21 protein-coding genes and 1 riboswitch are annotated in these 24,395 nt (G+C 69.6%); of the genes, 13 read left to right on the forward strand and 8 right to left on the reverse strand.

The annotated features are described in order from the left end of the window. Positions 1–216: 216 nt before the first annotated feature. The 10 genes from ACFWZ2_RS38230 (at position 217) to ACFWZ2_RS38275 (ending at position 10,358) form a co-directional block, all read left to right on the forward strand. On the forward strand, positions 217–825 hold the full coding sequence (locus ACFWZ2_RS38230; RefSeq protein WP_384553849.1) for a CDP-alcohol phosphatidyltransferase family protein: 609 nt from the start codon (positions 217–219) through the stop codon (positions 823–825). A 114-nt stretch (positions 826–939) separates the two neighbouring features. Further along, a complete protein-coding gene (locus ACFWZ2_RS38235) occupies positions 940–3,435 on the forward strand; it encodes a sugar phosphate nucleotidyltransferase (RefSeq protein ID WP_384553851.1) in 2,496 nt (831 codons plus the stop codon). Between the two features lie 90 nt (positions 3,436–3,525). Continuing rightward, a complete protein-coding gene (locus tag ACFWZ2_RS38240; RefSeq protein ID WP_384553853.1) occupies positions 3,526–4,425 on the forward strand; it encodes a DUF881 domain-containing protein in 900 nt (299 codons plus the stop codon). Next, the gene (locus ACFWZ2_RS38245; protein WP_003988855.1) at positions 4,422–4,754 is read left to right on the forward strand and encodes a small basic family protein; all 333 of its coding nucleotides are present in this window, start codon (positions 4,422–4,424) and stop codon (positions 4,752–4,754) included. The genes ACFWZ2_RS38240 and ACFWZ2_RS38245 overlap by 4 nt, the downstream gene beginning before the upstream one ends. 5 nt (positions 4,755–4,759) lie before the next feature. Beyond that, positions 4,760–5,587, forward strand: a complete 828-nt coding sequence (locus ACFWZ2_RS38250; protein ID WP_384553855.1) for a DUF881 domain-containing protein — start codon at positions 4,760–4,762, stop codon at positions 5,585–5,587. Positions 5,588–5,669: 82 nt separating this feature from the next. Further along, positions 5,670–6,632: an FHA domain-containing protein gene (locus ACFWZ2_RS38255; RefSeq protein ID WP_384553913.1), complete on the forward strand. Its 963-nt coding sequence runs from the start codon at positions 5,670–5,672 to the stop codon at positions 6,630–6,632. Between the two features lie 42 nt (positions 6,633–6,674). Further along, entirely contained in the window at positions 6,675–7,418 is a 744-nt protein-coding gene (locus ACFWZ2_RS38260) for a MerR family transcriptional regulator (protein ID WP_384553857.1), read from the forward strand. 75 nt (positions 7,419–7,493) lie between these two features. Continuing rightward, the gene (locus ACFWZ2_RS38265; protein WP_063795355.1) at positions 7,494–7,967 is read left to right on the forward strand and encodes a bifunctional nuclease family protein; all 474 of its coding nucleotides are present in this window, start codon (positions 7,494–7,496) and stop codon (positions 7,965–7,967) included. A 170-nt stretch (positions 7,968–8,137) separates the two neighbouring features. Beyond that, positions 8,138–8,755: a MerR family transcriptional regulator gene (locus ACFWZ2_RS38270; protein ID WP_384553915.1), complete on the forward strand. Its 618-nt coding sequence runs from the start codon at positions 8,138–8,140 to the stop codon at positions 8,753–8,755. Between the two features lie 115 nt (positions 8,756–8,870). After that, positions 8,871–10,358 carry a DNA polymerase IV gene (locus ACFWZ2_RS38275; protein WP_384553860.1) on the forward strand — a complete coding sequence of 496 codons (1,488 nt, stop codon included), beginning with the start codon at positions 8,871–8,873 and terminating at the stop codon, positions 10,356–10,358. 39 nt (positions 10,359–10,397) lie between these two features. On the opposite strand, the gene ACFWZ2_RS38280 is transcribed toward ACFWZ2_RS38275, so the two are convergent. Then, positions 10,398–10,778, reverse strand: coding sequence for a PRC-barrel domain-containing protein (locus ACFWZ2_RS38280; protein ID WP_384553862.1), 381 nt, complete (start codon positions 10,776–10,778; stop codon positions 10,398–10,400). 144 nt (positions 10,779–10,922) lie between these two features. Beyond that, positions 10,923–11,021, forward strand: a riboswitch (glycine riboswitch). Between the two features lie 192 nt (positions 11,022–11,213). Between ACFWZ2_RS38280 and gcvP the strand changes: the two genes are divergently transcribed. Beyond that, positions 11,214–14,102 (forward strand): aminomethyl-transferring glycine dehydrogenase, encoded by a 2,889-nt coding sequence (gcvP, locus tag ACFWZ2_RS38285; RefSeq protein WP_384553864.1) that lies wholly within the window; start codon positions 11,214–11,216, stop codon positions 14,100–14,102. Between the two features lie 117 nt (positions 14,103–14,219). Here the strand turns inward: gcvP and ACFWZ2_RS38290 are convergent, their stop codons facing one another. Both ACFWZ2_RS38290 and ACFWZ2_RS38295 read right to left on the reverse strand, forming a co-directional pair. Next, entirely contained in the window at positions 14,220–14,426 is a 207-nt protein-coding gene (locus ACFWZ2_RS38290; protein WP_030794330.1) for a DUF5999 family protein, read from the reverse strand. Positions 14,427–14,751: 325 nt separating this feature from the next. Then, positions 14,752–15,336 carry a hypothetical protein gene (locus tag ACFWZ2_RS38295; RefSeq protein WP_384553866.1) on the reverse strand — a complete coding sequence of 195 codons (585 nt, stop codon included), beginning with the start codon at positions 15,334–15,336 and terminating at the stop codon, positions 14,752–14,754. Between the two features lie 485 nt (positions 15,337–15,821). On the opposite strand from ACFWZ2_RS38295, the gene ACFWZ2_RS38300 reads away from it, so the two are divergent. Then, positions 15,822–17,342, forward strand: a complete 1,521-nt coding sequence (locus tag ACFWZ2_RS38300) for a glutamate--cysteine ligase (RefSeq protein WP_384553868.1) — start codon at positions 15,822–15,824, stop codon at positions 17,340–17,342. Between the two features lie 55 nt (positions 17,343–17,397). Here the strand turns inward: ACFWZ2_RS38300 and ACFWZ2_RS38305 are convergent, their stop codons facing one another. After that, positions 17,398–19,173, reverse strand: a complete 1,776-nt coding sequence (locus tag ACFWZ2_RS38305; RefSeq protein ID WP_384553870.1) for a substrate-binding and VWA domain-containing protein — start codon at positions 19,171–19,173, stop codon at positions 17,398–17,400. Positions 19,174–19,340: 167 nt separating this feature from the next. Here ACFWZ2_RS38305 and ACFWZ2_RS38310 point away from each other — a divergent pair, with 167 nt between their 5' ends. Continuing rightward, positions 19,341–20,144: a CPBP family intramembrane glutamic endopeptidase gene (locus ACFWZ2_RS38310; protein ID WP_384553872.1), complete on the forward strand. Its 804-nt coding sequence runs from the start codon at positions 19,341–19,343 to the stop codon at positions 20,142–20,144. A 57-nt stretch (positions 20,145–20,201) separates the two neighbouring features. Here ACFWZ2_RS38310 and ACFWZ2_RS38315 read toward each other — a convergent pair whose 3' ends face one another. The 4 genes from ACFWZ2_RS38315 to ACFWZ2_RS38330 all read right to left on the reverse strand — a co-directional run bounded on the left by ACFWZ2_RS38315 (position 20,202) and on the right by ACFWZ2_RS38330 (position 24,284). Then, entirely contained in the window at positions 20,202–21,026 is an 825-nt protein-coding gene (locus ACFWZ2_RS38315; RefSeq protein WP_384553874.1) for a PhzF family phenazine biosynthesis protein, read from the reverse strand. Positions 21,027–21,280: 254 nt separating this feature from the next. Then, on the reverse strand, positions 21,281–21,754 hold the full coding sequence (locus tag ACFWZ2_RS38320; protein ID WP_384553876.1) for a carboxymuconolactone decarboxylase family protein: 474 nt from the start codon (positions 21,752–21,754) through the stop codon (positions 21,281–21,283). Between the two features lie 115 nt (positions 21,755–21,869). Next, the gene (locus ACFWZ2_RS38325; RefSeq protein WP_384553878.1) at positions 21,870–23,213 is read right to left on the reverse strand and encodes an erythromycin esterase family protein; all 1,344 of its coding nucleotides are present in this window, start codon (positions 23,211–23,213) and stop codon (positions 21,870–21,872) included. Between the two features lie 255 nt (positions 23,214–23,468). Next, the gene (locus ACFWZ2_RS38330) at positions 23,469–24,284 is read right to left on the reverse strand and encodes a class I SAM-dependent methyltransferase (protein WP_384553917.1); all 816 of its coding nucleotides are present in this window, start codon (positions 24,282–24,284) and stop codon (positions 23,469–23,471) included. Positions 24,285–24,395: the final 111 nt, after the last annotated feature.

Consider the following 24,395-nt stretch of genomic DNA (forward strand, 5'->3'; position numbering starts at 1 on the left):
CCCGGCCGTTCTGTTCGTGGGGGGGCGGCGGTGGTGTTCTGTCGCCGCCCCCTTATGTATTTTCATGGCGGGGGCCTGGTTTCTTTGCCTCCCCGCCCCCACGGCTTTTTTGTTTTGATGGGGCCGCGGCACCCGGCCACCCCTCTGCACCGTGGTGCGGCAACTGAGGGTAAGGTCAGGGGGCATCATTGGCTCTTTCCCACAGGAGGCCCCCGGGTGGAGGTCCAGGAGACGCGCGTCCAGACGGACCGTGTCCTCACCATCCCGAACATCCTCAGCATGGCGCGTCTCGCAGGCGTGCCCCTCTTCCTGTGGTTGATCCTCAGGCCGGAGTTCGGCGGGCCCAACTGCGACGGCTGGGCGCTGCTGGTCCTGGCGCTGAGCGGTGTGAGCGACTACCTCGACGGCAAGCTCGCGCGTCGATGGAACCAGATCAGCAACCTGGGCCGGCTGCTCGACCCAGCGGCCGACCGGCTCTATATCCTCTCGACGCTGGTCGGGCTGACGTGGCGCGAGATTCTGCCGCTCTGGCTGACCGCGGTGCTGTTGTTGCGCGAGCTGGTTCTGCTGGTGATGGTTGGCATCCTCAGGCGCCATGGCTATCCGCCGCCCCAGGTGAACTTCCTGGGCAAGGCCGCCACCTTCAACCTGATGTACGCCTTTCCACTACTGCTCCTCAGTGACGGAACTAGCTGGCTTGCCTCGCTCGCTGCTATTTTCGGATGGGCGTTCGCCGGATGGGGTACAACGCTCTACTGGTGGGCAGGGATCCTCTACGTGGTTCAGGTCCGCCGGCTCATCAAGGCGGACAGTACGGCCGATTGAGCTTGCCGATTCGGCGGCTGCAGAGGCTCGAAGGCTCACACAGCAACATATGTGGGTCCATCTTGGTGGGCTAAGTCGGCTAGATCGTCGTCTATATAGGAGGACGTTTCCGACATGAAGGCCGTCGTGATGGCCGGCGGCGAAGGCACTCGCCTTCGCCCCATGACCTCAAGCATGCCCAAGCCGCTCCTACCTGTGGCCAATCGCCCGATCATGGAGCATGTGCTGCGCCTGCTGAAGAGGCATGGGCTCACCGAGACCGTAGTGACCGTGCAGTTCTTGGCCTCGCTCGTCAAGAACTACTTCGGCGACGGTGAAGAGCTCGGTATGGAGCTCACCTATGCCAATGAGGAGAAGCCACTCGGCACAGCAGGCAGCGTGAAGAACGCCGAGGAAGCGCTGAAAGACGACGCGTTCCTCGTGATCTCCGGCGACGCACTGACCGACTTCGACCTCACCGAGTTGATTAACTTCCACAAGGAAAAGGGCGCGCTGGTCACCGTCTGTCTGACGCGCGTGCCCAATCCGCTGGAATTCGGCATCACCATCGTCGACGAAGAAGGAAAGGTCGAGCGTTTCCTCGAGAAGCCGACCTGGGGGCAGGTCTTCTCCGACACGGTGAACACGGGCATCTATGTGATGGAGCCCGAGGTCTTCGACTATGTTGAGGCCGATGTGCCGGTCGACTGGTCGGGTGATGTCTTCCCGCAGCTCATGAAGGAGGGCAAGCCCGTCTACGGGTACGTCGCCGAGGGCTACTGGGAGGACGTCGGCACGCACGAGAGCTACGTCAAGGCGCAGGCCGACGTGCTGGAGGGCAAGGTCGACGTCGAGCTGGACGGCTTCGAGATCTCACCCGGGGTGTGGGTCGCCGAGGGTGCCGAGGTGCATCCCGACGCCGTACTGCGAGGGCCGCTGTATGTGGGGGACTACGCCAAGGTCGAGGCGAACGCGGAGATTCGTGAGCACACGGTCGTGGGCTCGAACGTCGTGGTGAAGAGCGGTGCGTTCCTGCACAGGGCCGTCGTGCACGACAACGTCTACATCGGGCAGCACAGCAATCTGCGCGGCTGCGTCGTCGGGAAGAACACCGACATCATGCGTGCGGCCCGTATCGAGGACGGTGCGGTCATCGGTGACGAGTGCCTCGTCGGTGAAGAATCGATCGTCCAGGGCAACGTCCGCGTCTATCCGTTCAAGACGATCGAGGCCGGCGCGTTCGTCAACACGTCCGTCATCTGGGAGTCCCGCGGCCAGGCGCATCTGTTCGGGGCCCGTGGGGTGTCCGGGATCCTGAACGTGGAGATCACGCCCGAACTCGCGGTGCGCCTTGCGGGCGCGTACGCGACGACGCTGAAGAAGGGCTCGACCGTCACCACGGCACGTGATCACTCGCGAGGTGCGCGGGCACTGAAGCGGGCGGTGATCTCGGCGCTGCAGGCCAGCGCCATCGACGTACGGGATCTGGAGAACGTTCCGCTGCCGGTCGCGCGGCAGCAGACGGCCCGGGGCAGTGCCGGGGGCATCATGATCCGGACGACGACCGGGGTGCCGGACTCCGTCGACATCATGTTCTTCGACGGGCAGGGCGCGGATCTGTCGCAGGGCAGCCAGCGGAAACTGGACCGGGTCTATGCGCGCCAGGAGTACCGGCGTGCCTTCCCCGGTGAGATCGGTGACCTGCACTTCCCTGCGAGCGTCTTCGACTCGTACACGGGGTCGCTGCTGCGGAATGTCGACACCACGGGTGTGGCCGAGTCCGAGCTGAAGGTGGTCGTCGACGCGTCCAACGGCAGTGCGGGGCTTGTGCTGCCGAGCCTGCTTGGCAAGCTCGGCGTGGACGCGCTCACCATCAATCCGGGGCTCGACGAGTCCCGGCCCACGGAGACCGCCGATGCCCGCAGGTCGGGTCTTGTGCGGCTCGGGGAGATCGTGGCGTCGGCGCGGGCCGCCTTCGGGGTGCGTTTCGACCCGGTCGGTGAGCGGCTCTCGCTCGTCGACGAGAAGGGGCGGATCGTCGAGGACGACCGGGCGCTGCTCGTGATGCTCGATCTGGTGGCCGCCGAGCGGCGCAGCGGGCGGGTGGCGCTGCCGGTCACGACGACGCGCATCGCCGAGCAGGTGGCCGCGTATCACGGCACGCAGGTCGACTGGACGACCACGTCGCCGGACGATCTGACGCGGGTCGGGCGCGGTGACTCGACGATCTTCGGCGGGGACGGGCGCGGCGGGTTCATCGTGCCCGAGTTCAGCGGTGTGTTCGATGGAACGGCAGCTTTCGTACGGCTCATCGGTCTCGTGGCGCGTACCCAGCTCACGTTGAGCCAGATCGATGCCCGCATTCCGCGCGCGCATGTGCTGCGGCGTGATCTCGCGACTCCGTGGGCCGTCAAGGGGCTTGTGATGCGGCGCGTGGTGGAGGCGGCGGGGGAGCGATCCGTGGACACGACCGACGGTGTGCGGGTCGTGGAGACCGACGGGCGGTGGGTGCTCGTGCTGCCCGATCCGGCTGAGGCGGTCACTCATCTGTGGGCCGAAGGACCCGACGACGCGTCCGCCCAGGCGCTGCTCGACGAGTGGTCCGCGGTGGTGGACAGCGCCGGTCGCTGACCCGTCGGCGGGTGCCGGGCAGTATGTGCAACAGGTGCTGCCCGGCGCGCCGGTGGGGCCATTCGGAGGTAACGCCCGCGACGTGCGACGATGTGCGGCATGCCGCAGCAGCCCCCCGTTCGGAGCACCCCCTCGCGCCCCCGGCGCCCGGACGCTTCCATGTCGCTGCTCACCACCGTCATGGACCACAGTCTGGACGAGGGGTACGCGGAGGCGGCGGCCCGGAAGAAGGCCAGGGGGGACAGTGGTGTGCCGCGTCCCCTGCGGGCCAAGCTCGGGCTCGCGGCGGGTCTCGTGCTTGCCGCGCTCGTGGTCACGGTGGGGGCCGCGCAGGCGCGGATAGCGGCGCCGGTGGTCGCCAAGGAGCGTGAGGAGCTCATCGACCGCGTCGAGGAGGCGACGGCCGGGGCCGACAAGCTCGAGGACGACGTGGACGAGCTCCGCGACGACGTGGGGGAGCGGCAGGAGGCTGCGCTGAAGAAGCACGGTGGCAGCCAGGGCGAGTTGGTGGGTCTGCTCTCGGGTGCCACGGAGGTCCACGGGCCCGGCGTGAAGCTCGTCGTGGACGACAAGAAGGAAGCCGACCAGGGCGGCGGTGGGCCGCGTGAGAGCGCGGGGTTCTCCGACACCGGACGGGTGCGCGACCGCGACATGCAGCGCGTCGTCAACGGCCTGTGGGAGTCCGGCGCCGAGGCGATCTCCATCAACGACCAGCGGCTCACCGCGCTGTCGGCGATCAGGGCCGCGGGTGACGCGATACTGGTCGACAACAGGCCGCTGGTGCCGCCGTATACGGTGCTCGCGGTGGGGGACGGGAAGCGCTTGAGCACCCGGTTCCAGAACAGCCGTGACGGTCAGTATCTGCACGCTCTGCAGGAGAACTTCGGCATCCGGACCAGCATTTCCGTGTCGGACGAGCTCGTGTTGCCGGCCGCGCCGAGTGTGACCGTACGTACAGCAGAGCCGAAAGCAGGAAAGGGCACATCGTGATCGCCGTACTGGGCCTCGTCGTGGGAGTCGTGGCCGGATTGTTGGTTCGGCCCGAGGTTCCGGCGGTGGTCGAGCCGTACCTTCCGATCGCCGTGGTCGCGGCGCTGGACGCCGTGTTCGGAGGTCTGCGCGCGATGCTCGACGGCATCTTCGACGACAAGGTCTTCGTGGTGTCGTTCCTGTCGAACGTGGTGGTGGCCGCCCTGATCGTGTTCCTGGGCGACAAGTTGGGCGTCGGCGCCCAGCTGTCGACCGGCGTCGTCGTCGTCCTCGGCATCCGGATCTTCTCCAACGCGGCCGCGATCCGCCGGCACGTCTTCAGGGCGTGACGCCGATGAACGCTGACGAGACGCCCGGTTACGGCCGGCGCAGGGAACTCCCGGCGGAGGTCCCCAACGAGCCGGAGACGCCCGCACCGCCGGAGCAGGGACCGCCGCAGCTCACCGGCCGTCAGAGGCTGGCACAGGGGCTGTGGCCGCCGCGGGTGACGCGGCCTCAACTCATTGTCGCCCTGCTGCTGTTCGTGCTGGGCCTCGGTCTGGCCATCCAGGTGCGGTCCAACAACGACAGCAGTGCGCTGCGTGGCGCGCGGCAAGAAGATCTCGTACGCATCCTCGATGAACTGGATGACCGTACTCAGCGTCTGGAAGAGGAGAAGCGGCGCCTCGAAGAGCAGCGGACCGGGCTGGAGAACAGCTCGGACCAGGCAGAAGAGGCCCGCAAGCAGACGGTCGAGCGAGAACGGCAACTCGGCATCCTGGCCGGGACGGTGGCGGCCCAGGGGCCCGGCATCACGCTCTCCATCAAGGACGAGAAGGGGGCGATCGAGGCGGACATGCTGCTCGACGCGATTCAGGAGCTGCGCGCCGCGGGCGCCGAGGCCATCCAGATCAACGACGTACGCGTGGTGGCTAACACCCACCTTTCGGACGCGAGCGGTGGCGGTGTGCGGGTGGACGGGCGCAAGGTCGGCGCACCGTACCTCTTCAAGGTGATCGGGAAGCCGCAGGATCTGGAACCTGCGCTGAACATCCCGGGAGGCGTGGTGCAGACTCTGGAGAAGGAGCAGGCCACGGTCAGCGTGACCCGCTCGGAGAAGATCGTCGTGGATGCCTTGCGACCTGCGAAGCGGCCTGACTACGCTCGGTCGTCCTCCCAGTGAGGCGGGGGCGCATGGGGGCCGCTGGGCTAGGGCATGAGGATGCGGGGGGTCGGCGCACCGAAGGGGTGGTGCGTGGTGGAAACTGTTTGGTGGATACGGACGTTGTGAGGATGTCTGGTTCACCGATGAATGCCGGTGTGTGCAATCAGGGTTCGTCCTGCCCCACGGGCGGGTCTGTTTCGGTCAAGGGGAATCGCCCGTGAAGTTGTTTGCGAAGTTGTTCGGCAAGAGTGCACGTGAGGACAGCGGCAATCCCGCCACTGCCCGGCACCGTGCCCCGCGCCATGGAGATGCCGAGGAGCAGGGCGCGGGGCGCCCGATGTTCCGGGATCAGGTCGCTGGTCCAGGCGGTGACATTTCGGGCGGACAGGGCGCGTCGTCTGTTGACCCTGCCGGTCCCGGCCGCATAGGTTTCGGAGAACCGTCAACCTCAAGTACGGGTGGAGGGTTTGCCCCCGACCCGTACGCAACGAATGCCCCCGCGGGGCAGCCGCGGCAGGAGGATCCGTCCATGGCCCTGGTGTGTACGAGGTGCGGGAACCGCAACGCTGAGGCGAGCCGGTTCTGCTCCAACTGCGGTGCGCCGCTGCGGGCCGGGGCCGCGCCTGAGCGCGCGTCCGAGACGACCTCGACGATCTCGATCTCGGGCCTGGAGGCCTACGACGCGGAGGTCACGGGGCAGACGCCCTCGCCCGCGCTCTCTCCGGAGGCGCAGGCGGCCGTCGACGCGCTGCCGCTGGGCTCGGCGCTCCTCGTGGTGCGTCGCGGTCCGAACTCGGGCAGCCGTTTCCTGCTCGACGGTGAGCTGACCACGGCGGGCCGTCACCCGCAGAGCGACATCTTCCTCGACGACGTGACCGTGTCGCGTCGCCACGTGGAGTTCCGTCGCGTCCAGGACGGTTCCTTCACCGTCGCCGACGTGGGCAGTCTCAACGGCACGTACGTCAACCGGGAGCGGATCGACTCCGTCGCGCTGTCGAACGGCGACGAGGTCCAGATCGGCAAGTACCGACTGGTCTTCTACGCGAGCCAGCGGGGCATCTGACTCTCTCCCGGACTCCGTCCGGGAGACCCCCAGGGAAGGCCCATGCTTCAAACACCGAGGGGCGGTGCCGGTCACGGCACCGCCGCCGCGGACCGTCGGCTGATGAGCATCGGTACCGTGCTGAACGAGCTGCGCGACGAGTTTCCCGAGGTCACCATCTCCAAGATCAGGTTCTTGGAGTCCGAGGGCCTCATCGAGCCGCAGCGCACGCCTTCCGGCTACCGGAAGTTCAGCCCGGAGGACGTCGAACGGCTCGGCCACGTCCTGAGGATGCAGCGGGACCACTATCTGCCGCTCAAGGTCATCCGTGAGTACCTGGACGCCCTGGAGCGCGGTGAGCGGGCTCCGCTGCCTTCCCTGGGGCGGCAGCGGGGGCTCGGTGACGCCGAGGGCCAGGACGAGAGCGAGGGGCCGACCGCGGCCCGTGTCGGCCGGGACGAGTTGCTGGCCGTCGCGGAGATCGACGAGGGGCAGCTCGACGAGTGGGAGACGTACGGACTCGTCGCTCCGCTGCCGGACGGTGGCTATGACGCCGAGGCCGTCACGGTCGCTTCGCTCGTCGTCGAACTCGGCAGGTTCGGCATCGAGCCGCGGCATCTTCGTGCCATGAAGGCCGCCGCCGAGCGGGAGGCGGGGCTCGTCGACCAGATCGTCGCGCCGCTGCGGCGGCATCGTAATCCGCAGACCAGGGCCCACGCCGAGGCCCGAACCAAAGAGCTGGTGGGGCTCACGGGAAAGCTGCACTCGGCGCTGGTGCAGACCGCGCTCGGGGTCAGACTGCCCTGACCCGGAGGATGCTCCGCCGGTACTCGGCGGGTGCCCGACTACCCAAACCTGCCAGCCACGTCCTAGGGTTGCTGTGTGAACGAGCTCGACGTCGTAGGTGTCCGGGTCGAAATGCCCTCCAACCAACCGATCGTGCTCCTGCGTGAAGTGGGAGGCGACCGGTACCTCCCCATCTGGATCGGACCAGGGGAGGCGACCGCCATCGCCTTCGCGCAGCAGGGCATGGCACCCGCACGGCCGCTGACCCACGACCTGTTCAAGGACGTGCTGGAGGCGGTGGGTCAGGAGCTCTCCGAAGTGCGCATCACCGACCTGCGCGAAGGTGTCTTCTACGCGGAGCTGGTCTTCGCGAGCGGTGTCGAGGTGAGCGCGCGGCCTTCCGACGCCATAGCGCTGGCGTTGCGCACCGGGACTCCGATCTTCGGAAGTGACGGTGTCCTGGACGACGCGGGCATCGCGATCCCGGACGAGCAGGAGGACGAGGTGGAGAAGTTCCGCGAGTTCCTCGACCAGATCTCGCCCGAGGACTTCGGTACCAACAGTCAGTGAGCCGCCTCCGGGCGGCTCGCGCCGGACCATTCGGCTAGCCTTTCCCGGCGGTGAGATCCGGGAAACCACTCTCAGGGTGATTATCACTCGGCGTGCCTAGTGTGGCGATCGTTGACGAGCCCCTGGTGACTGCCTACCGTCGAGAAGGCAGGTCAAGGACGGAGGTCGGCGTGAGAAGCAGCGGCGACGGTACGGCGGTGGGCGGTCCGTACCCGTTTCACAGCGGCGCGGCCGATCACTCTCCGAAACGGCCGATGGCGGTCCAGGGGAGCGGGGACGCGACGTTCGAGAATTCCGAGCAGATCGGGTATCGCGGGCCTACCGCGTGCGCGGCCGCCGGCATCACGTATCGACAGCTCGACTACTGGGCCCGTACGGGTCTGGTCGAGCCGAGCGTGCGCGCTGCCGGTGGTTCCGGGACCCAGCGGCTCTACAGTTTCCGGGACGTCGTCGTCCTGAAGATCGTGAAGCGGTTCCTCGACACCGGGGTGTCGCTGCAGAACATCCGGACCACGGTCCAGCATCTGCGGGAGCGCGGGTTCCGAGATCTCGAGCGGATGACGCTGATGAGCGATGGGGCGACGGTGTACGAGTGCACGTCGCCCAGCGAGGTCCACGATCTGCTCCAGGGCGGACAGGGGGTCTTCGGTATCGCCGTGGGTGTCGTGTGGCGGGACGTCGAGGCAGCGCTGTCCCAGCTGCACGGTGAGCGCATCGACACCGGGGAGACGCTCGTGGGGCACAACCCCGCCGATGAGCTAGCCAGGCGCCGCAACAGGGCCGTCTGAGGACGTCCGCTCCTCCGTGGCCCCACGCCGTTGCGCGGGGGCCTCGTACGGGCTTCAACGCCGCTTCGCATGGCGCGAGGCGGCGTTGTCAGTGGCGTAGGGCAGCATCGGGTGTGTGAGAAGCGCCCCGACGATTCTGCATCTGGACATGGATGCCTTCTACGCGTCCGCGGAGCAGGCCGCGAAGCCGAGCCTGCGCGGGAAGGCCGTGGTCGTGGGCGGGCTCGGGCCGCGGGGTGTGGTGGCCACCGCGTCGTACGAGGCGCGGCGGTTCGGGGTGCACTCGGCGATGCCGATGGGGCAGGCACGCAGGCTGGCGCCGAACGCGGCCTATCTCGTGCCGCGCTTCGGGTTGTACCGGGAGGTCAGCGAGCAGGTGATGGGGCTTCTCCGGGAGCTGTCGCCGTTGGTGGAGCCGCTCAGTCTCGACGAGGCGTTCGTGGACCTCGAAGCGGGCGGTGTCGCCGATGACGAGGCGTCGGCCAGGGCCGTGGGGGAGCGGCTGCGGGCGGACATCAGGGCGGTGACCGGGCTGACCGGGTCGGTGGGGCTCGCGGTGTCCAAGATGCTCGCGAAGATCGCCTCGGAGGAGGCCAAGCCGGACGGGCTCAGGCTGATAGCGCCGGGGACGGAGCGGGCCCTGCTGGGACCTATGTCGGTGCGTACGCTGCCCGGCGTGGGGCCTGCGACGGGGGATCATCTGCGGCGGGCCGGGATCACCACGGTCGAGGAGATCGCGGAGGCCGGGGAGGACGAGCTCGTACGGCTGCTGGGGAAGGCGCACGGGGGCTCGCTGTACGCGATGGCGCTGGCGCGGGACGAGCGGCCCGTGGTGGCCGAGCGGGACGCCAAGTCGGTCAGTGTCGAGGACACGTACGACGTGGACATCCATGACCGGGTGCGGGTCCGGACGGAGGTCGCGCGCCTTGCCGAGCGGTGTGTGCAGCGGTTGCGGGCGGCGGGGCACTCCGGGCGGACGATCGTGCTGAAGGTGCGGCGGTTCGACTTCTCGACGCTGACGCGGTCCGAGACGTTGCGGGGGCCCACGGACGACCCCGGTGTGGTGCGGGAGGCCGCGGCGCGGCTGCTGGAGTCCGTGGACACCACGGGCGGGGTGCGGCTGCTGGGCGTGGGGGTCACGGGGCTTGCGGACTACACGCAGGAGGACCTCTTCGCGCAGGCGCAGGCCGCCGAGGCGGAGGCCGGGGCCGAGGTCGAGCCGGGGGTGGGGGCGGAGGACGCGGGGGGTGAGGTTCCTGCGGGCGAGCTTGAGGAGGCCGTCGAGGAGACGGTGGTGCCGGCCGAGCGGCGGTGGGCGGCCGGGCACGATGTGCGGCATGCCGAGCACGGGCACGGGTGGGTGCAGGGGAGCGGCCTGGGGCGGGTGACGGTGCGTTTTGAGACGCCGGGGTCGGAGCCCGGGCGGGTGCGGACGTTCCGTACCGACGATCCGGATCTTGAGGCGGCGGAGCCGTTGCCGTTGGTGGGTGCCGGAGCGCGTGGTGAGGGGGTGCTCGACGAGGGGAGTCTGGGCGGTGCGGCCCGGGCGAGGCCGGGCGGGGCCGGGGCTGAGGGTCCGGTGGCCGCGCCCGGTGGGCGGTAGCGCGAGGGCCTGGTCGCGTGGACCGGGGGTGTTCCGGGGTTATGGGGTCTCTGTGCCCGCGATGTGGCCGAAGTCCTGGTCGGGCGGTGGGGACGCGGGCGGGGGCGTGGTGTCGAGGCCGTAGTGGTGGTAGAGCTGGAGTTCCTGTTCGGGGGAGAGATGGCGGCCCACGCCGAAGTCCGGGGCGTCCTTGATCAGGGCGCGGTCGAAGGGGATGTGCAGGGTGCCGTCGTCGATCAGCTCGCTCGGTTCCAGGGGGACGAAGGCGTCGCGGCTGAACAGGCCGGTGCGTATGGCGGCCCACTCGGGGACGCCCGTGGCATCGTCGAGATAGACCTCGTCGATCGTGCCGATCTTCGCACCGTTCCGGTCGAACGCCTTGCGGCCGATCAGGTTGCGCGGATCGATGTCGGTCTGCACGGGCCCTCCAGCTGGTCGCGGCTTGTCGGATTCGGGCGTAACTCATCCTCAATCGTTCGTAGTCACTACGAAAGAGCACTTCGGGGCAGGCGGCCACTCGAGGGATCGCCCGCGGACCTCGCTGGTAGGCTGGCGCCTGGCTGCTGACCCCGTGCGGGAGAGCTCTCCGGAACGTGATTCCGGAGGCGCCGAAGGAGCAAATCCTCCCCGGAATCTCTCAGGCACCCGTACCGCACGGACGAGGTCACTCTGGAAAGCAGGGCGGGCGTCGGGCGGGCACGTTCGGAACCCTTCCTCACCGACGGTGAAAGCAGATCTGTCGCTGGACTGGACGGACCTGTGAAGCTCTCAGGTTGAGATGACAGAGGGGGAGGCCGTCCGGGTACCCGCGCCGTGGTACCCCTCGCAGGTCGTGCAGACCAGGAGGCCTCCGCAATGACTGCCACCAATCGCATCCCGCTCTCCGCGCTGGAGCAGGGCATCCCCTTCGAGCAGCGGCACATCGGGCCCGATGCGGAAGCGCGGGCCAAGATGCTCGCCCAGGTCGGGTACGGCTCGCTCGACGAGCTGACGGCCGCCGCGGTGCCGGATGTGATCAAGAACGCCGAGGCACTGAACCTGCCCGGCGCGCGCACCGAGGCGGAGGTGCTCGCCGAGCTGCGCTCCCTCGCCGACCGGAATCAGGTTCTCGATTCCATGATCGGGCTTGGTTACTACGGCACCTTCACCCCGCCGGTCATCCTGCGCAACGTCATGGAGAACCCGACTTGGTACACGGCCTACACGCCGTACCAGCCCGAGATCTCGCAGGGACGCCTCGAGGCGCTGCTCAACTTCCAGACGATGGTCGCCGAGCTGACCGGCCTGCCCACCTCCGGGGCCTCGCTGCTCGACGAGGGCACCGCGGCCGCCGAGGCCATGGCCCTGTCGCGGCGCATGGGCAAGGTCAAGAACGGGGTCTTCCTCGTTGACGCCGACGCGCTGCCGCAGACCATCGCCGTCATCCAGACGCGCGCCGAGCCGACCGGTGTCGAGATCGTCGTCGCCGATCTGAGCGAGGGCATCCCCGCGGAGGCCGCCGAGCGCGGTGTCGTGGGTGTGCTCGTCCAGTACCCGGGTGCCTCCGGTGTCGTACGCGACATCAAGCCCCTCATCGACCAGGCGCACGAGCTCGGTGCCGTCGTCACCGTCGCCGCCGATCTGCTCGCGCTCACGCTGCTCACCTCGCCCGGTGAGCTGGGCGCGGACATCGCCGTCGGTACGACGCAGCGCTTCGGTGTGCCGATGGGCTTCGGCGGTCCGCACGCCGGATACATGGCGGTGCGCGAGAAGTTCGCGCGCAGCCTGCCCGGGCGGCTCGTCGGTGTCTCCGTCGACGCCGACGGCAACAAGGCGTACCGGCTCGCGCTGCAGACCCGCGAGCAGCACATCCGCCGTGAGAAGGCCACCAGCAACATCTGTACCGCGCAGGTGCTGCTCGCTGTCATGGCCGGAATGTACGCCGTGTACCACGGGCCCGAGGGCCTCAAGTCCATTGCGCGGCGCACCCACCGGTACGCGACGCTGCTCGCCGCGGGGCTCACCGCCGGGGGCGTCGAGGTCGTGCACGGCGCGTACTTCGACACGCTGACCGTGCGCGTCGAGGGCAAGGCCGAGGAGCTCGTCTCCGCCGCCCGCGAAGGCGGCGTGAACATCCGTCCGGTCGACGCCGACCACGTCTCCATCGCCTGCGACGAGACCACCACGCGCAAGCAACTGGCCGCCGTGTGGGGAGCCTTCGGTGTCGAGGCCGACATCGACGCGCTGGACGCCGAGGTCGCGGACACGCTGCCCGATGGCCTGCTGCGCGGCGACGAATTCCTCGCGCACCCGGTCTTCCACCAGTACCGCTCCGAGACCGCGATGCTGCGCTACCTGCGCAAGCTCGCCGATCGCGACTACGCGCTCGACCGCGGCATGATCCCGCTGGGCTCCTGCACCATGAAGCTCAACGCGACCACCGAGATGGAGCCGGTCACCTGGCCCGAGTTCGGTCAGCTGCACCCGTTCGCGCCCGCCCAGCAGGCGCAGGGCTACCTCACGCTCATCCGTGAGCTGGAGGAACGTCTCGCCGAGGTCACCGGGTACGACAAGGTCTCGCTGCAGCCCAACGCCGGTTCGCAGGGCGAGCTCGCGGGTCTGCTCGCCGTGCGCGGCTACCACCGCGCCAACGGCGACGAGCAGCGCACCGTCTGCCTCATCCCGTCCTCCGCGCACGGCACGAACGCCGCGAGCGCCGTCATGGCCGGCATGAAGGTCGTCGTCGTGAAGACCGCCGACGACGGCGAGGTCGACGTCGAGGACCTGCGCGCCAAGATCGAGAAGCACCGCGACGAGCTGGCCGTGCTGATGATCACGTACCCCTCGACGCACGGCGTCTTCGAGGAGCACGTCGCCGACATCTGCGCGGAGGTGCACGAGGCCGGCGGTCAGGTGTACGTCGACGGCGCCAACCTCAACGCCCTTGTGGGCCTTGCCAAGCCGGGGCACTTCGGCGGCGACGTCTCGCACCTGAACCTGCACAAGACCTTCTGCATCCCGCACGGCGGCGGCGGTCCGGGCGTCGGTCCGGTCGGTGTGCGCGAGCACCTCGCGCCGTACCTGCCCAACCACCCGCTGCAGCCCGCGGCAGGGCCCGAGACCGGTGTCGGTCCGATCTCCGCCGCGCCGTGGGGCTCGGCCGGGATCCTGCCGATCTCCTGGTCGTACGTACGTCTCATGGGCGGCGAGGGCCTCAAGCGCGCCACCCAGGTCGCCGTCCTGTCGGCGAACTACATCGCCAAGCGCCTCGAGCCGCACTTCCCGGTGCTCTACACCGGTCCCGGCGGGCTCGTCGCGCACGAGTGCATCATCGATCTGCGGCCGCTCAGCAAGGCGACCGGGGTCAGCGTCGACGACATCGCCAAGCGGCTCATCGACTACGGCTTCCACGCGCCGACCATGTCGTTCCCGGTCGCGGGGACGCTGATGATCGAGCCGACGGAGAGCGAGGACCTGGTCGAGATCGACCGGTTCTGCGAGGCGATGATCGCCATCCGCGCGGAGATCGAGAAGGTCGGTTCCGGCGAGTGGGCCGCGGACGACAACCCGCTGCGGAACGCGCCGCACACCGCCGCCGCCCTCGGCGGTGACTGGGAGCACGGTTACACCCGTGAGGAGGCCGTCTTCCCGGCCGGTGTCGTGGCGTCGGACAAGTACTGGCCGCCGGTGCGCCGCATCGACCAGGCGTACGGCGACCGGAACCTGGTCTGCTCCTGCCCGCCGCTGGATGCGTACGAGGACTGATGTCCGCAGCCCGCGTGGTGCGGGCATGCGTCGGGGCCGGTTCGGAGAGGTTCTCTCCGGGCCGGCCCCTTGTTCGTGCTGCTGTGCGGATGCGCCGTGCGGATGTGCCGGCGGTGCTCAGGCGGCCGTCATGATCTGGTCGGTGCCCAGCGGTCGGTGCGGGGCGATGATCTGGCCGTCCGGCAGCAACTCACCGGTGTCCTCGAAGAGCAGGACGCCGTTGCACAGCAGGCTCCAGCCCTGCTCCGGGTGGCTCGCCATGAGGAGCGCGGCTTCCCGGTCGGCGGAGTCGGCTGTCGGGCACGGTGGTTGGTGCTGGCACATGGAAGGGTTCTTTCGCTGCGATGTGATGGCGGTGACGTCGGTCCTGTGGCTCGATGCGGTATTCATAACCGCCCCCCGTTGTAGTCGGTCCGATCCCAGTGTTGCCCTACAGGCTGTCAATCCGCAGGGATTTTGCTGCAGCGGCTCCTACTGCTTAATGACGTATCACCCGCCCGGACGGTTCAGCCCAACTCCCCTGTCTCTTCGGGTGGTTCGAGGTGGCCCGGCCGGGCTAGTCCACATGGGTGGGCAGCGCTGTGCCCCGCGGCCGACGGCGGCGGGGCACAGGAGGTGCGGAGGTCCCGGGCGGTCCCGGGTGCGCGGGTCAGGCGGGTGAGCCGAGCAGCGGCGCCGGGGTCAGCCGGTGGGTGAGGACCGGCAGGAGGTCGGCGACGCGGTGCGGGCGGTGCGCGGCGATGCCGGGCGGTGCGGGCGCGAGGGGAACCAGCAGGTCGGTGGCGGCGAGCGATCCGTCGGCGCCGTCGTCCGTGCAGTCCCGGTGCAGCCACAGCGTGAGCATGTAGAGCTCGGGGACGGAGAGCAGCCGGGGCTGGCAGGACATCGGCATGGCCTCGGCGTGCCGCAGGGCGCGTTCGGTGGCGGCGACGTAGGGGCCTTCGAAGAAGTGCGAGAAGGCCCAGCCGTCCGGCGTGAGCATCGTGTCGGCCGCGGCCACCGCGCGTTCGCCGCAGCGGATCAGGAATCGCCAGCCGGCCAGCCGGGTCGGTGCGGTGCTCGTCGACGTGATGCGGTCCAGCACATGGACGGGCAGCGGCAGTTCGGGGATCGCCGGGCTCTGGGCCGCGCGCAGTGACGGGGTGCGGGCCTCGCGTACGGCCGTGGGGGAACCGAGTGCCGCGAGGACGCTGCGCAGGGCGGGCGCGGGGGCAGGGGGAACATGCAGCGGCATGGTGGGTCGCCTCTCTCATACGACAGGCACGGCGGAGCGGGGGGACAGATGCGGACGGCGCTGTCAGCTCTGGGCCAGAGGGGCGGGGGCAGGGGGGCCGCGAGCGCCAACTCTCTGTCTCGGTGCGGAGTTTATACGAGACGTGTTCGGGCGGTGTTTCCTCTAGACGCGGTGGATATTGCGGGCAAGGCGCTAACGAGCCGTCCTTGTGCGGTATTTCTCCCGATTTCGCGTGGGGTCCGCTTCCGCGACCTCGCAATACCTCGCCGAAGCGGTCGGCTGAATTGCGCCGGTATATTTGCCCAGGCGCCACGGAACGGAATCTTCACCATGCCGCATGCCTGGTGAATGTGCCGTACGGCGACTGCGTCGAGCGTAGCGGCCCACGGTCCTTCGCGGGGCGTTATGGATCACATCGGCTGGGCATCATCCCCCGTACACAGCGGCCGGGTCCTTGGCTGCCCATCCGAGGGAGGGACGCTTCGATGGGGGAGAAGGTCGTGGCGGGCACGTTCGACCTGACCGATCGGCACCTGTACCGAAGGAAGCTCCGGGAGTGCCTCGAGGGGCTCGGGCGACTTCTGGAGGAGGAGCGGTTCGACCGTCCCAAGAATCTGATGGGGATGGAGATCGAGCTGAATCTCGCCGGGCCCGACGGGCTGCCGAGAATGTTGAACGCACAGGTTCTCGAGCGCATCGCGAGCCGGGATTTCCAGACGGAACTCGGAATGTTCAATCTGGAAGTGAACATTGCCCCGCACCGTTTGGGCGGACGCGTTCTCGATCAGCTCGCCGAGGAGCTGCGCACCGGACTCAACTATGCCCAGCGAAAAGCGAACGAACTGAACGCGGGCATCGTGATGATCGGTATTCTGCCGACGCTCGGCCGCGCCGACCTGGTCTCCGCGAACCTCTCCGACGTCGACCGCTACGCCCTGCTCAACGACCAGATCGTGGCGGCGCGCGGTGAGCACTTCGCGCTGGACATCGAGGGCGTGGAGCGGCTGACGTGCACGTCCACGTCGATAGCGCCCGAAGCGGCGTGCACCTCCGTGCAGTTGCACCTCCAGGTCACGCCGGGCCGGTTCGCCGATGTGTGGAACGCGGCGCAGTCCGTCGCCGCGGCACAGGTCGCCGTGGGCGCCAACGCCCCCTTCCTGTTCGGCCGCGAGCTGTGGCGCGAGTCGCGGCCGCCGCTGTTCCTGCAGTCCACCGACACGCGCCCGCCCGAACTGCAGGTCCAGGGGGTGCGGCCGCGCACCTGGTTCGGGGAGCGCTGGATCACCAAGCCGTACGACCTCTTCGAGGAGAACCTGCGCTACTTCCCCGCGCTGCTGCCCCTGATGGACCAGGAGGATCCGCTGGGGGTCATCGACGCCGGCGGGGTGCCGCGGCTCGGTGAACTCGTCCTGCACAACGGCACCGTGTACCGCTGGAACCGTCCGGTGTACGGCATCGCCGACGGGGTCCCGCACCTGCGGGTGGAGAACCGGGTGCTGCCCGCGGGGCCCACCGTCACCGATGTCATCGCCAACGCGGCCTTCTACTACGGCCTCGTGCGGGCGCTCGCCGAGGAGTCGCGGCCCGTGTGGTCCCGGCTGCCCTTCGAGGCCGCCGAGCGGAACTTCGACTCCGCGTGCCGCCACGGCATCGACGCCCGGCTGCAGTGGCCGCGGCGCGGCAGGCTCGGGGGCACCGCCGAACTGCCCGCGGTGCAGCTCGTACGGGACGAACTGCTGCCGCTGGCCGCCGCGGGCCTGGACGCGTGGGGTGTCGAACCCGCCGACCGCGACCTGTACCTCGGGGTGATCGAGGAGCGGTGCAGACGGCGGGTCAACGGCGCGTCCTGGCAGACGGCGACGTACCACCGGGCCCTGGAGAGCGGACTGAGCAGGGAGGCCGCGCTCGCCTCGACCACCCGGCGCTACAGCGAGCTGATGCACGCGGGCGAGCCCGTGCACACCTGGCCCGTGGGGCATCCGGAGCCGGCCGTGCCGCTGCGCTGAGGCCGGTGGCACGCGGATGAGCGGGCCTGGTGCCGTCCCGGTGCGCGGGCCGGGATCAGCCGCGGTTGCTGCCCGCCTCCATGATGGCCTTGAGGATCACCGCGTGGATCTGCGCCGGGTCGTCGACCTGGTGGCCCGAGCCGCCGCTGGCCGCGGCGATCTGCTGGACCTCGTCCTTGTCCGCGTCGGGGCCGACCGCGATCGCGATGATCGGCACCGGCTTCTTGGGGTCGGAGAGTTCCTGGAGCTGTGAGATGAGGGAGCTGCGCGAGATGCTCCCGGGGTCCTGGTTGGCGCCGTCGGTCAGGATCACCAGCGCGTTGAACTTGCCCCTCGCGTAGCCGGCCCGTGCCTCTTTGTAGGCGGCGAGCGTGGTGTCGTAGAGGCCGGTCGCGCCACCGGGCACGGGCTGCAGGCCGCTGAAGGCCTCCGACAGCTTGTCGCGGTGGGTGGCACTGCCCTCGCGGTCGCCGAGGCGCTCGGTGGGCTGCAGCTTGCGGTAGTCGCGCGTGCCGTCCAGCCGGGTGGCGAACTCCCAGAGGCCGATCTCGTCCTCGTCCGTGAAGCCCGCGAGCGCCTGGAGCAGCGAGGCCTTGGTGACCTCCATGCGCGACTGGCTGCGTCCCGGCACCAGTTGGCTCATCGACTCCGAGGCGTCGACGACGGTGTTGAGCCGGGCGCTCTGCACCGTGATCGTCCACATGCCCAGGGTCTCCTGGATCTGCTTGTCCGACGGCGCTTCGGTGGCCTCGTCGGCGTAGGGCTGCGGGGTGCGGCCGCCGGCCGCCGTGACGAGCTTGTCCGACGGCTGGTCGGGGTCGGTCCTGAAGCCGTGCTTCGTCAGGATCCGCTGTCCTTCGGCGTCGCTGAACATGGTCATGAAGCGCAGCGCCGCGCGGCTCAGGTCCGTGGACATGCCCTCGTCGTCGACCAGCGTGTACGGATAGTCGAGCTGGGGCGAGCCGTCCTTGGGATAGAAGAGGTCGAGGCCGTCCTCCTCGCCCGCCGACGCGTTGTGCGTGAACGCGGCCTGTTCGGAGACGATCAGCGCCTGATTGCGGCGGGGGTTGCCCTGCTCGGTGCCCGATCCGTCGCGGGCCAGGGTGTCCAGGAGCTGGCCGTCGCTGTCGGAGGTGCGGGTGGACAGCGCCTTCGCCAGCGCGGCGGCCTGCGTGTCGCCCTCCTTGCCGCCCTGCTTCTTCGCGGACACACCGATCTTGGCGAGGGCGAGCAGGCCGGTCGCGCTGCGGGCGGGGTCGGCGGCGCCGAGGCGCCGCTTGTCGCCCTTCATGGCGGCGGCCGTCAACTCCGGCCAGTTGTACGTCTTCTTGGGCCAGCCCAGGGATTCCGCGGCGGACGGCACCATGCCGATGCCGACGGGCGACGACGCGATGTTGCCCGCGGGGGAGACCTTCGTCTGCTTGGTGCCGAGGCCTACGCGCTGCACCCATATGTCGGAGTCGGGCACCCACACGTCGTACTCCGGATCGCCCTTGCCCGACCGGAGTTCGTCGGCGACCTTGTACGCGTCGCGGGCGGTCACCCGCACGTCGATGCAGTGCCCGTCGGAGGTGATCTCCTTCTCGCGGGCCTCGTCGGCGGCCTCGCGCAGCGCGGGTGTCACATCGGGCGCGGCGACGACGTTCAGGCGTACGGCGTCGTCGTCGCAGGAGCCGCCGAAGGAGAGCAGGCCGCTGCGCACCGCCACCGCCGTGCCTCCCGCCACCACCAGGACGAGAGCCGTGGCGATGGCGACCGTGCGGCCGCGAGCGCGCGGGCGGGGGTCGGGCGCGCCCGACCCGTACTCATCGGGCAAGCTGTGACGTCCCATGGCGGTGGTGCCCCTCCTTGAGTGATGAAGCAAGGAAAGAGGGGGCGGTACGCCCGAAATCGGCGTCCATCCCCCTCGGCCTGTCGCGCACGATCTTCGTAACTTCTTTCGAGACCCTAGCGGGACGAGGATGGGGATGAGGCGGGATTACTCAACTGGAGGCGTAAGTGCAAGCGGAGCCGGGGCCGATGGCCGGTTCTTTTCCCACGGGTGGGCCCTCGCGACGGATCCTCCGGGACGAGACACTGCTCGTTCTGGCGCTCTCGCTGGGAGCGAGCGGTGTGTCCGCGCTGATTAGCTTTGTCGGATCGGTCACCAAACCGGGTGGTCTCAAGGACCAGGCGGCCACGATGAACGCCTCGGCGGCGCCGGGGCGTCCATGGCTTGATCTCGCGTGGCAATTGTTCGGAATCACGACCGCGTTGGTGCCGGTCGCGCTCGTCGCGCACTTCCTGCTGCGCGAGGGGGCGGGCTTCCGGACGATCGGGTTCGACCGGACGCGGCCCTGGCCGGACCTGGGACGGGGCACCGCGATCGCAGCGGTGATCGGCAGCGTCGGGATCGCCTTCTACCTGTCGGCGCGGGGGCTCGGCTTCAATCTCACGGTGGTGCCGGAGGCGCTGCCCGACGTGTGGTGGAAGTACCCGGTCCTCGTGCTGTCCGCGGTGCAGAACGCGGTGCTCGAGGAAGTCATCGTGGTCGGCTATCTGCTGCGCAGGCTCGGGCAGTTGGGGTGGACGCCGATGGCCGCGCTGGTGGGCAGTTCGGTGCTGCGCGGCTCGTACCACCTGTATCAGGGCATCGGCGGGTTCCTCGGGAACGTGGCGATGGGTGTGGTCTTCGCGCTGCTCTACCGCAGGTGGGGGCGGGTCGGGCCGCTCGTGGTGGCCCATTCCCTGCTCGATATCGGGGCGTTCGTGGGGTACGGCCTGCTCGCGGGGAAGGTGGGGTGGCTGCCCACGCCTTCGTAGGCAGCCTGGGGGAGGGGCGGGTCGTGCGGTGTCTCTGGGGCTTTGGGTCTTAGGGGCTCAGGCGAAGAGTTCGCCCTCGATGACCGTGACCGCGCGGCCGGTCAGCAGGGTGCGGTCGCCGCGCAGTCGGGCGCGGACCAGGCCGGTGCGGGGCGAGGCCTGCAGGCCCGTGAGGTCCGTGCGGCCGCCGAGGCGCTCGGACCAGAAGGGCGCGAGGGCCGTGTGGGCGCTGCCCGTCACCGGGTCCTCGTCGATGCCGACGCGCGGGAAGAATCCGCGGGAGACGAAGTCGTAGCCGCATGTGGGGTCTTCGGCCCGCGCCGTGGCGATGATGCCGCGCTCGGAGTGCCGCACCAGCGACTTGTGGTCGGGGCTGAGCGCCCGGACCGTCTTCTCGTCGGCCAGCTCGACGACCAGGTCGCCGATGAGATGGCCGGTGTCGTGCACGGAGAGCGGCTCGGCGCCGAGCGCCGCGGCGACGCCGTCGGGCACGTCGACCGGGACGAGCCGCGCGGTCGGGAAGTCGAGGGTCAGGGTGCCGTCCTCGTCGGCCGTCGCGGTGAGGATGCCGCTGCGGGTGGCGAAGCGTACGGGGCCTGAGGCGGCGCCCGTGGTGTTCAGGACGTGTGCCGTGGCCAAAGTGGCATGGCCGCACATGTTCACTTCGGTGGCGGGGGTGAACCAGCGCAGCGCCCAGTCGGCCTCGCTGCCCTCGGGCAGGCGGTGGGCGAAGGCGGTCTCCGCGTGGTTGACCTCCCTGGCCACGTGCTGCAGCCAGGTGTCGTCGGGGAAGGCGTCGAGGAGGAGTACCCCTGCCGGGTTGCCGGCGAAGGGGCGGTCGGTGAAGGCGTCGACGATGCGGATGCGGTGGGAAGTCGGCATGGTGTCGACGGTAGAGGTCCAATGGAGTCGCGAACCAAGGCCAATCCTGGGTATGTGGACTTGATTTTGGCGGAGGTGCTCATGGTGGACGTGTCCTTGGCGGACGTGCTCTTGATGGACGTACTCGTGGCGGACGTGCTCTTGGTGGGTGGGGAAGGGGTGCGCCCTGGGTGCCGGTGTGCGGTGCCCAGGGCGCGTGCTGTTCGTGCGGGGCGGCGCGGGCGGACCCGGCCGGGTGTTCCCCGCTGTCCGTGCTATCCGTGCTGGCCGACCTGGTAGTCGCCCGCGGGCTGCTGGGTGATGACGTTCAGGCGGTTGAAGGCGTTGATGAGGGCGATGACGCCCACCAGGGCCGCGAGTGCGTCCTCGTCGTAGTGCTTGGCGGCGTTCGCCCACGCCTCGTCCGTGACGCCGCCGGCGGCGTCGGCGATCCGGGTGCCCTGCTCCGCCAGCTCCAGGGCGGCGCGCTCGGCATCGGTGAAGACGGTGGCCTCGCGCCAGGCCGCGACCAGGTTGAGCCGCACCGAGGTCTCCCCGGCGTACGCGGCCTCCTTGGTGTGCATGTCGATGCATCCGGCGCAGCCGTTGATCTGGCTGGCGCGGAGCTTCACCAACTCCTGCGTCGCGAGCGGAAGACCCGATTCCGAGAGTGCCTTGTGTGCCGCGACGACGTGCTTGACGGCCTTGGCGGCGACCGGGCTTGCGAGGGGGTTCAAGCGGGCTTCCATCGTGCGCTCCTGGGTTGTCGTCGATGCGTATGCCTTGTGGACGGAGCGGGTGGGGCGGAATGTGACATGGGGCGGCGAGCCATGGTCGGCGGCCGCCCGGTGCGCGCCGGGAGGGCTACAGCTTGCCCGCCTCCCGAACGGTGTGGAGGTGGACCAGGGCGTCGTATGCGTCGCCTATGGCGAGCTCGGGGGTCTTGTCATTCGGGTACTGAGTGCCCGCGCTGTATGTCGGGCGTGACATGCCCAGCCAACTGCGGGCGGCGGCAGGGGCCTTGCGCAGGTCGGCGTAGTAGTCGCGGTACCGGACCTGGTCGAGCGTGTACTCGTTCGTGCCGGGACCGGCCGGGCCGACGGTGAACTTCTTCCACTCGCCGCCGAGCGCTTGGTCCTTGGAGAGGAAGGAGCCCCGGTCGAAGGTGGTGCCGATGGCCAGGTAGTCCGCGCCCAGGGTGTCGCGGAGGAACGAGCCCTGGGTCTTCGGGTACGTCGTGGGATCGGAGGCCGCGTAGCCCACGTGGTCGTTGTGGGCCGACAGCAGGACCCTGCCGCCGGTGCGCCGCTGCCACCATGCCGTGGTCTCGGCCATCACCTGGTCGCGGTAGCGCTGCATGGCGGTCAGCGATGCCTGGTCGCCGGGGTCGACGCTCAGGAAGGTGTAGGTCTGGGCGATGTGGCGTGCGTTCTGCAGAGCGAACTCGAAGTCCTCGCCGCCTGCGGATCTCTGGCGTTGCACAAGATCAAGGACTTGCTTTGCCCTGGCCGCGTTCTGTTGCCGCTCCGCGAGCGGCCGTTTCAGGTAGGCGAAGGCGTCGTCGAGCGGGCGCAGACCGGTGAGGAGCTCGTCCAGGCGCGGCATCGACTCCGGACGGGTCCGCCGGACGTAGTCGGTGACGCTGTCGAAGACCCGTTCATCGAGCCTGGGCGCACCGATGTCGTCGCCCACGAAGTGGACCGGGCGGTCGGGGTGCCGGAGGTTGTGGTCGCGCATCCACTGGACGAGGGTCGCGAACTCCTCGCGGTCCCAGGGGGATCCGGCCATGACCTCGTGCACGACCTGCCGTGCGGTGCGGTCACCGTCGCCGCGCTGGAGGTAGTCGTCGATCCGCAGACCCGCCGACCAGCTGATCTCCAGGGCGAAAGTGGTGAATCCCTTCTGCTCGACGAGGTGGCGGAAGAGCCGGTCCTTCAGGGCGAAGAATTCGTGCGAGCCGTGCGTGGCCTCGCCCACGCCGACCACCTTGGCGTCGCCGACCATCACCCCCAGGGCGCGCAGATCGGCCGTGCCGGTGCCCGGCTCCGCGGACCGCAGCGGATGGGCGATGCGGTCGAGGGCGCGGACGGGGTCCGACGCGACGGCCGACGCGGGCGCCACCGGTGCCGCGTGCGCGGCCGCCGCGGGGGTCAGCGTCGCGGCCAGGGCGAGAGCCGCCGCCGCGCATCGTTTCCCAGTGCCGGTCATGTGCGATCACTCCTCAACGTGCTGGGTGTCAGGCGCTGTTGAGGAGATCGTCACGCGCGCGGCGGCCCGGGCGCGCTGGGGCCAGCGCGACACCTTTTCGGGGGGTAGCCCCCATGACCCGGGTCCTGGATCGGCTGACCCGGGTCCCGGACCGGCTGACCCGGGTTCCCGGATCGGCGGAGAGCGGGCCAGTGGATGTCCTGTGACAGTGGACCTCGGCCAACTGCCACTGAAGTGTGACCGCCTGGAGGCGCTCTACCGGCGGACCGCCGAGATCAGTCCGCCGGGCCGCTCCTCGCGCTGCGGCGGGGTGCTGATCGGGCGGCCGTACGCGGCAGCGCGCTCGCGCAGGGTGTGGCTGTCTGCCTCCCAGCCGTGCCCGGCCAGCCAGCCCGCCGGGTCGTCGGGCATCTCCGAGACCCACATGGACGCCGCAGATCCCGGCACGGCGTTGGCGCCGAAGCGCTCGATCACGCCGCGCGAGCCCAACGTCAGCCCCATCCGGCTGCCTGTCGCCGACTGCGCGCCGATCCGGGCCAGCAGCAGCTCCACCGCGTCCTCGGGCAGATAGATCAGCAGTCCTTCGGCGATCCACACGGTCGGCGCTGCCGGGTCGTGCCCTGCGGCGGCCAGTGCCCTTGGCCAGTCCTCGCGCAGATCCACCGCGACGGTGATCCGCTCGCAGCGTGCGACGGCCCGCTCCTGGCGCAGCACCGAAGCCTTGAAGTCCAGTGGCGCGGCGGTGTCGACCTCGAACAGCCGGGTGCCCTCGGGCCAGTCCAGCCGGAAGGCCCGGCTGTCCATGCCGGCGCCGAGCAGCACGACCTGCCGGACACCGGACGCGGCGGCCTGCTGCAACAGGTCGTCGAGGAACTTCGTCCTGATGACGATGGAGAACGACACGGCCAGCCGGCGGCGGCGCGCGGCCTCGTCATCGGGCAGCGGCGGTGAGGAGGGCCACAGGCCGCCGGCGGTGGCGAAGGCCTGTGCCAGTGGGTCGCGGAACAGGGCGTTCTCCCGCTCCGTCTCCAGCGCCCGCACCCTGGCCACCCCCACCGCAGTGGCCCACACTCCCGACGGCTGCACCTGCTCCTGCGCATCAGTCACCACGCCAGCCTAGAAGGCCGATCCCAAGGGGGGCGTACCGGTGGTCAAAGTTCAGTGGCAGTTGGTCAAGGTCCA

This window comes from Streptomyces sp. NPDC059002, assembly GCF_042740435.1.
In the GTDB taxonomy this organism is placed as follows: domain Bacteria; phylum Actinomycetota; class Actinomycetes; order Streptomycetales; family Streptomycetaceae; genus Streptomyces.

What these genes read in the sequence shown, in the direction of transcription:
- ACFWZ2_RS38235 (WP_384553851.1), top strand. Translation starts at nt 940, where the DNA reads ATGAAGGCCGTCGTGATGGCCGGCGGCGAAGGCACTCGCCTTCGCCCC.
- ACFWZ2_RS38240 (WP_384553853.1), top strand. Translation starts at nt 3,526, where the DNA reads ATGTGCGGCATGCCGCAGCAGCCCCCCGTTCGGAGCACCCCCTCGCGC.
- ACFWZ2_RS38250 (WP_384553855.1), top strand. Translation starts at nt 4,760, where the DNA reads ATGAACGCTGACGAGACGCCCGGTTACGGCCGGCGCAGGGAACTCCCG.
- ACFWZ2_RS38260 (WP_384553857.1), top strand. Translation starts at nt 6,675, where the DNA reads ATGCTTCAAACACCGAGGGGCGGTGCCGGTCACGGCACCGCCGCCGCG.
- gcvP (WP_384553864.1), top strand. Translation starts at nt 11,214, where the DNA reads ATGACTGCCACCAATCGCATCCCGCTCTCCGCGCTGGAGCAGGGCATC.
- ACFWZ2_RS38290 (WP_030794330.1), bottom strand. Translation starts at nt 14,426, where the DNA reads ATGTGCCAGCACCAACCACCGTGCCCGACAGCCGACTCCGCCGACCGG.
- ACFWZ2_RS38295 (WP_384553866.1), bottom strand. Translation starts at nt 15,336, where the DNA reads ATGCCGCTGCATGTTCCCCCTGCCCCCGCGCCCGCCCTGCGCAGCGTC.
- ACFWZ2_RS38300 (WP_384553868.1), top strand. Translation starts at nt 15,822, where the DNA reads ATGGGGGAGAAGGTCGTGGCGGGCACGTTCGACCTGACCGATCGGCAC.
- ACFWZ2_RS38305 (WP_384553870.1), bottom strand. Translation starts at nt 19,173, where the DNA reads ATGGGACGTCACAGCTTGCCCGATGAGTACGGGTCGGGCGCGCCCGAC.
- ACFWZ2_RS38315 (WP_384553874.1), bottom strand. Translation starts at nt 21,026, where the DNA reads ATGCCGACTTCCCACCGCATCCGCATCGTCGACGCCTTCACCGACCGC.
- ACFWZ2_RS38320 (WP_384553876.1), bottom strand. Translation starts at nt 21,754, where the DNA reads ATGGAAGCCCGCTTGAACCCCCTCGCAAGCCCGGTCGCCGCCAAGGCC.
- ACFWZ2_RS38325 (WP_384553878.1), bottom strand. Translation starts at nt 23,213, where the DNA reads ATGACCGGCACTGGGAAACGATGCGCGGCGGCGGCTCTCGCCCTGGCC.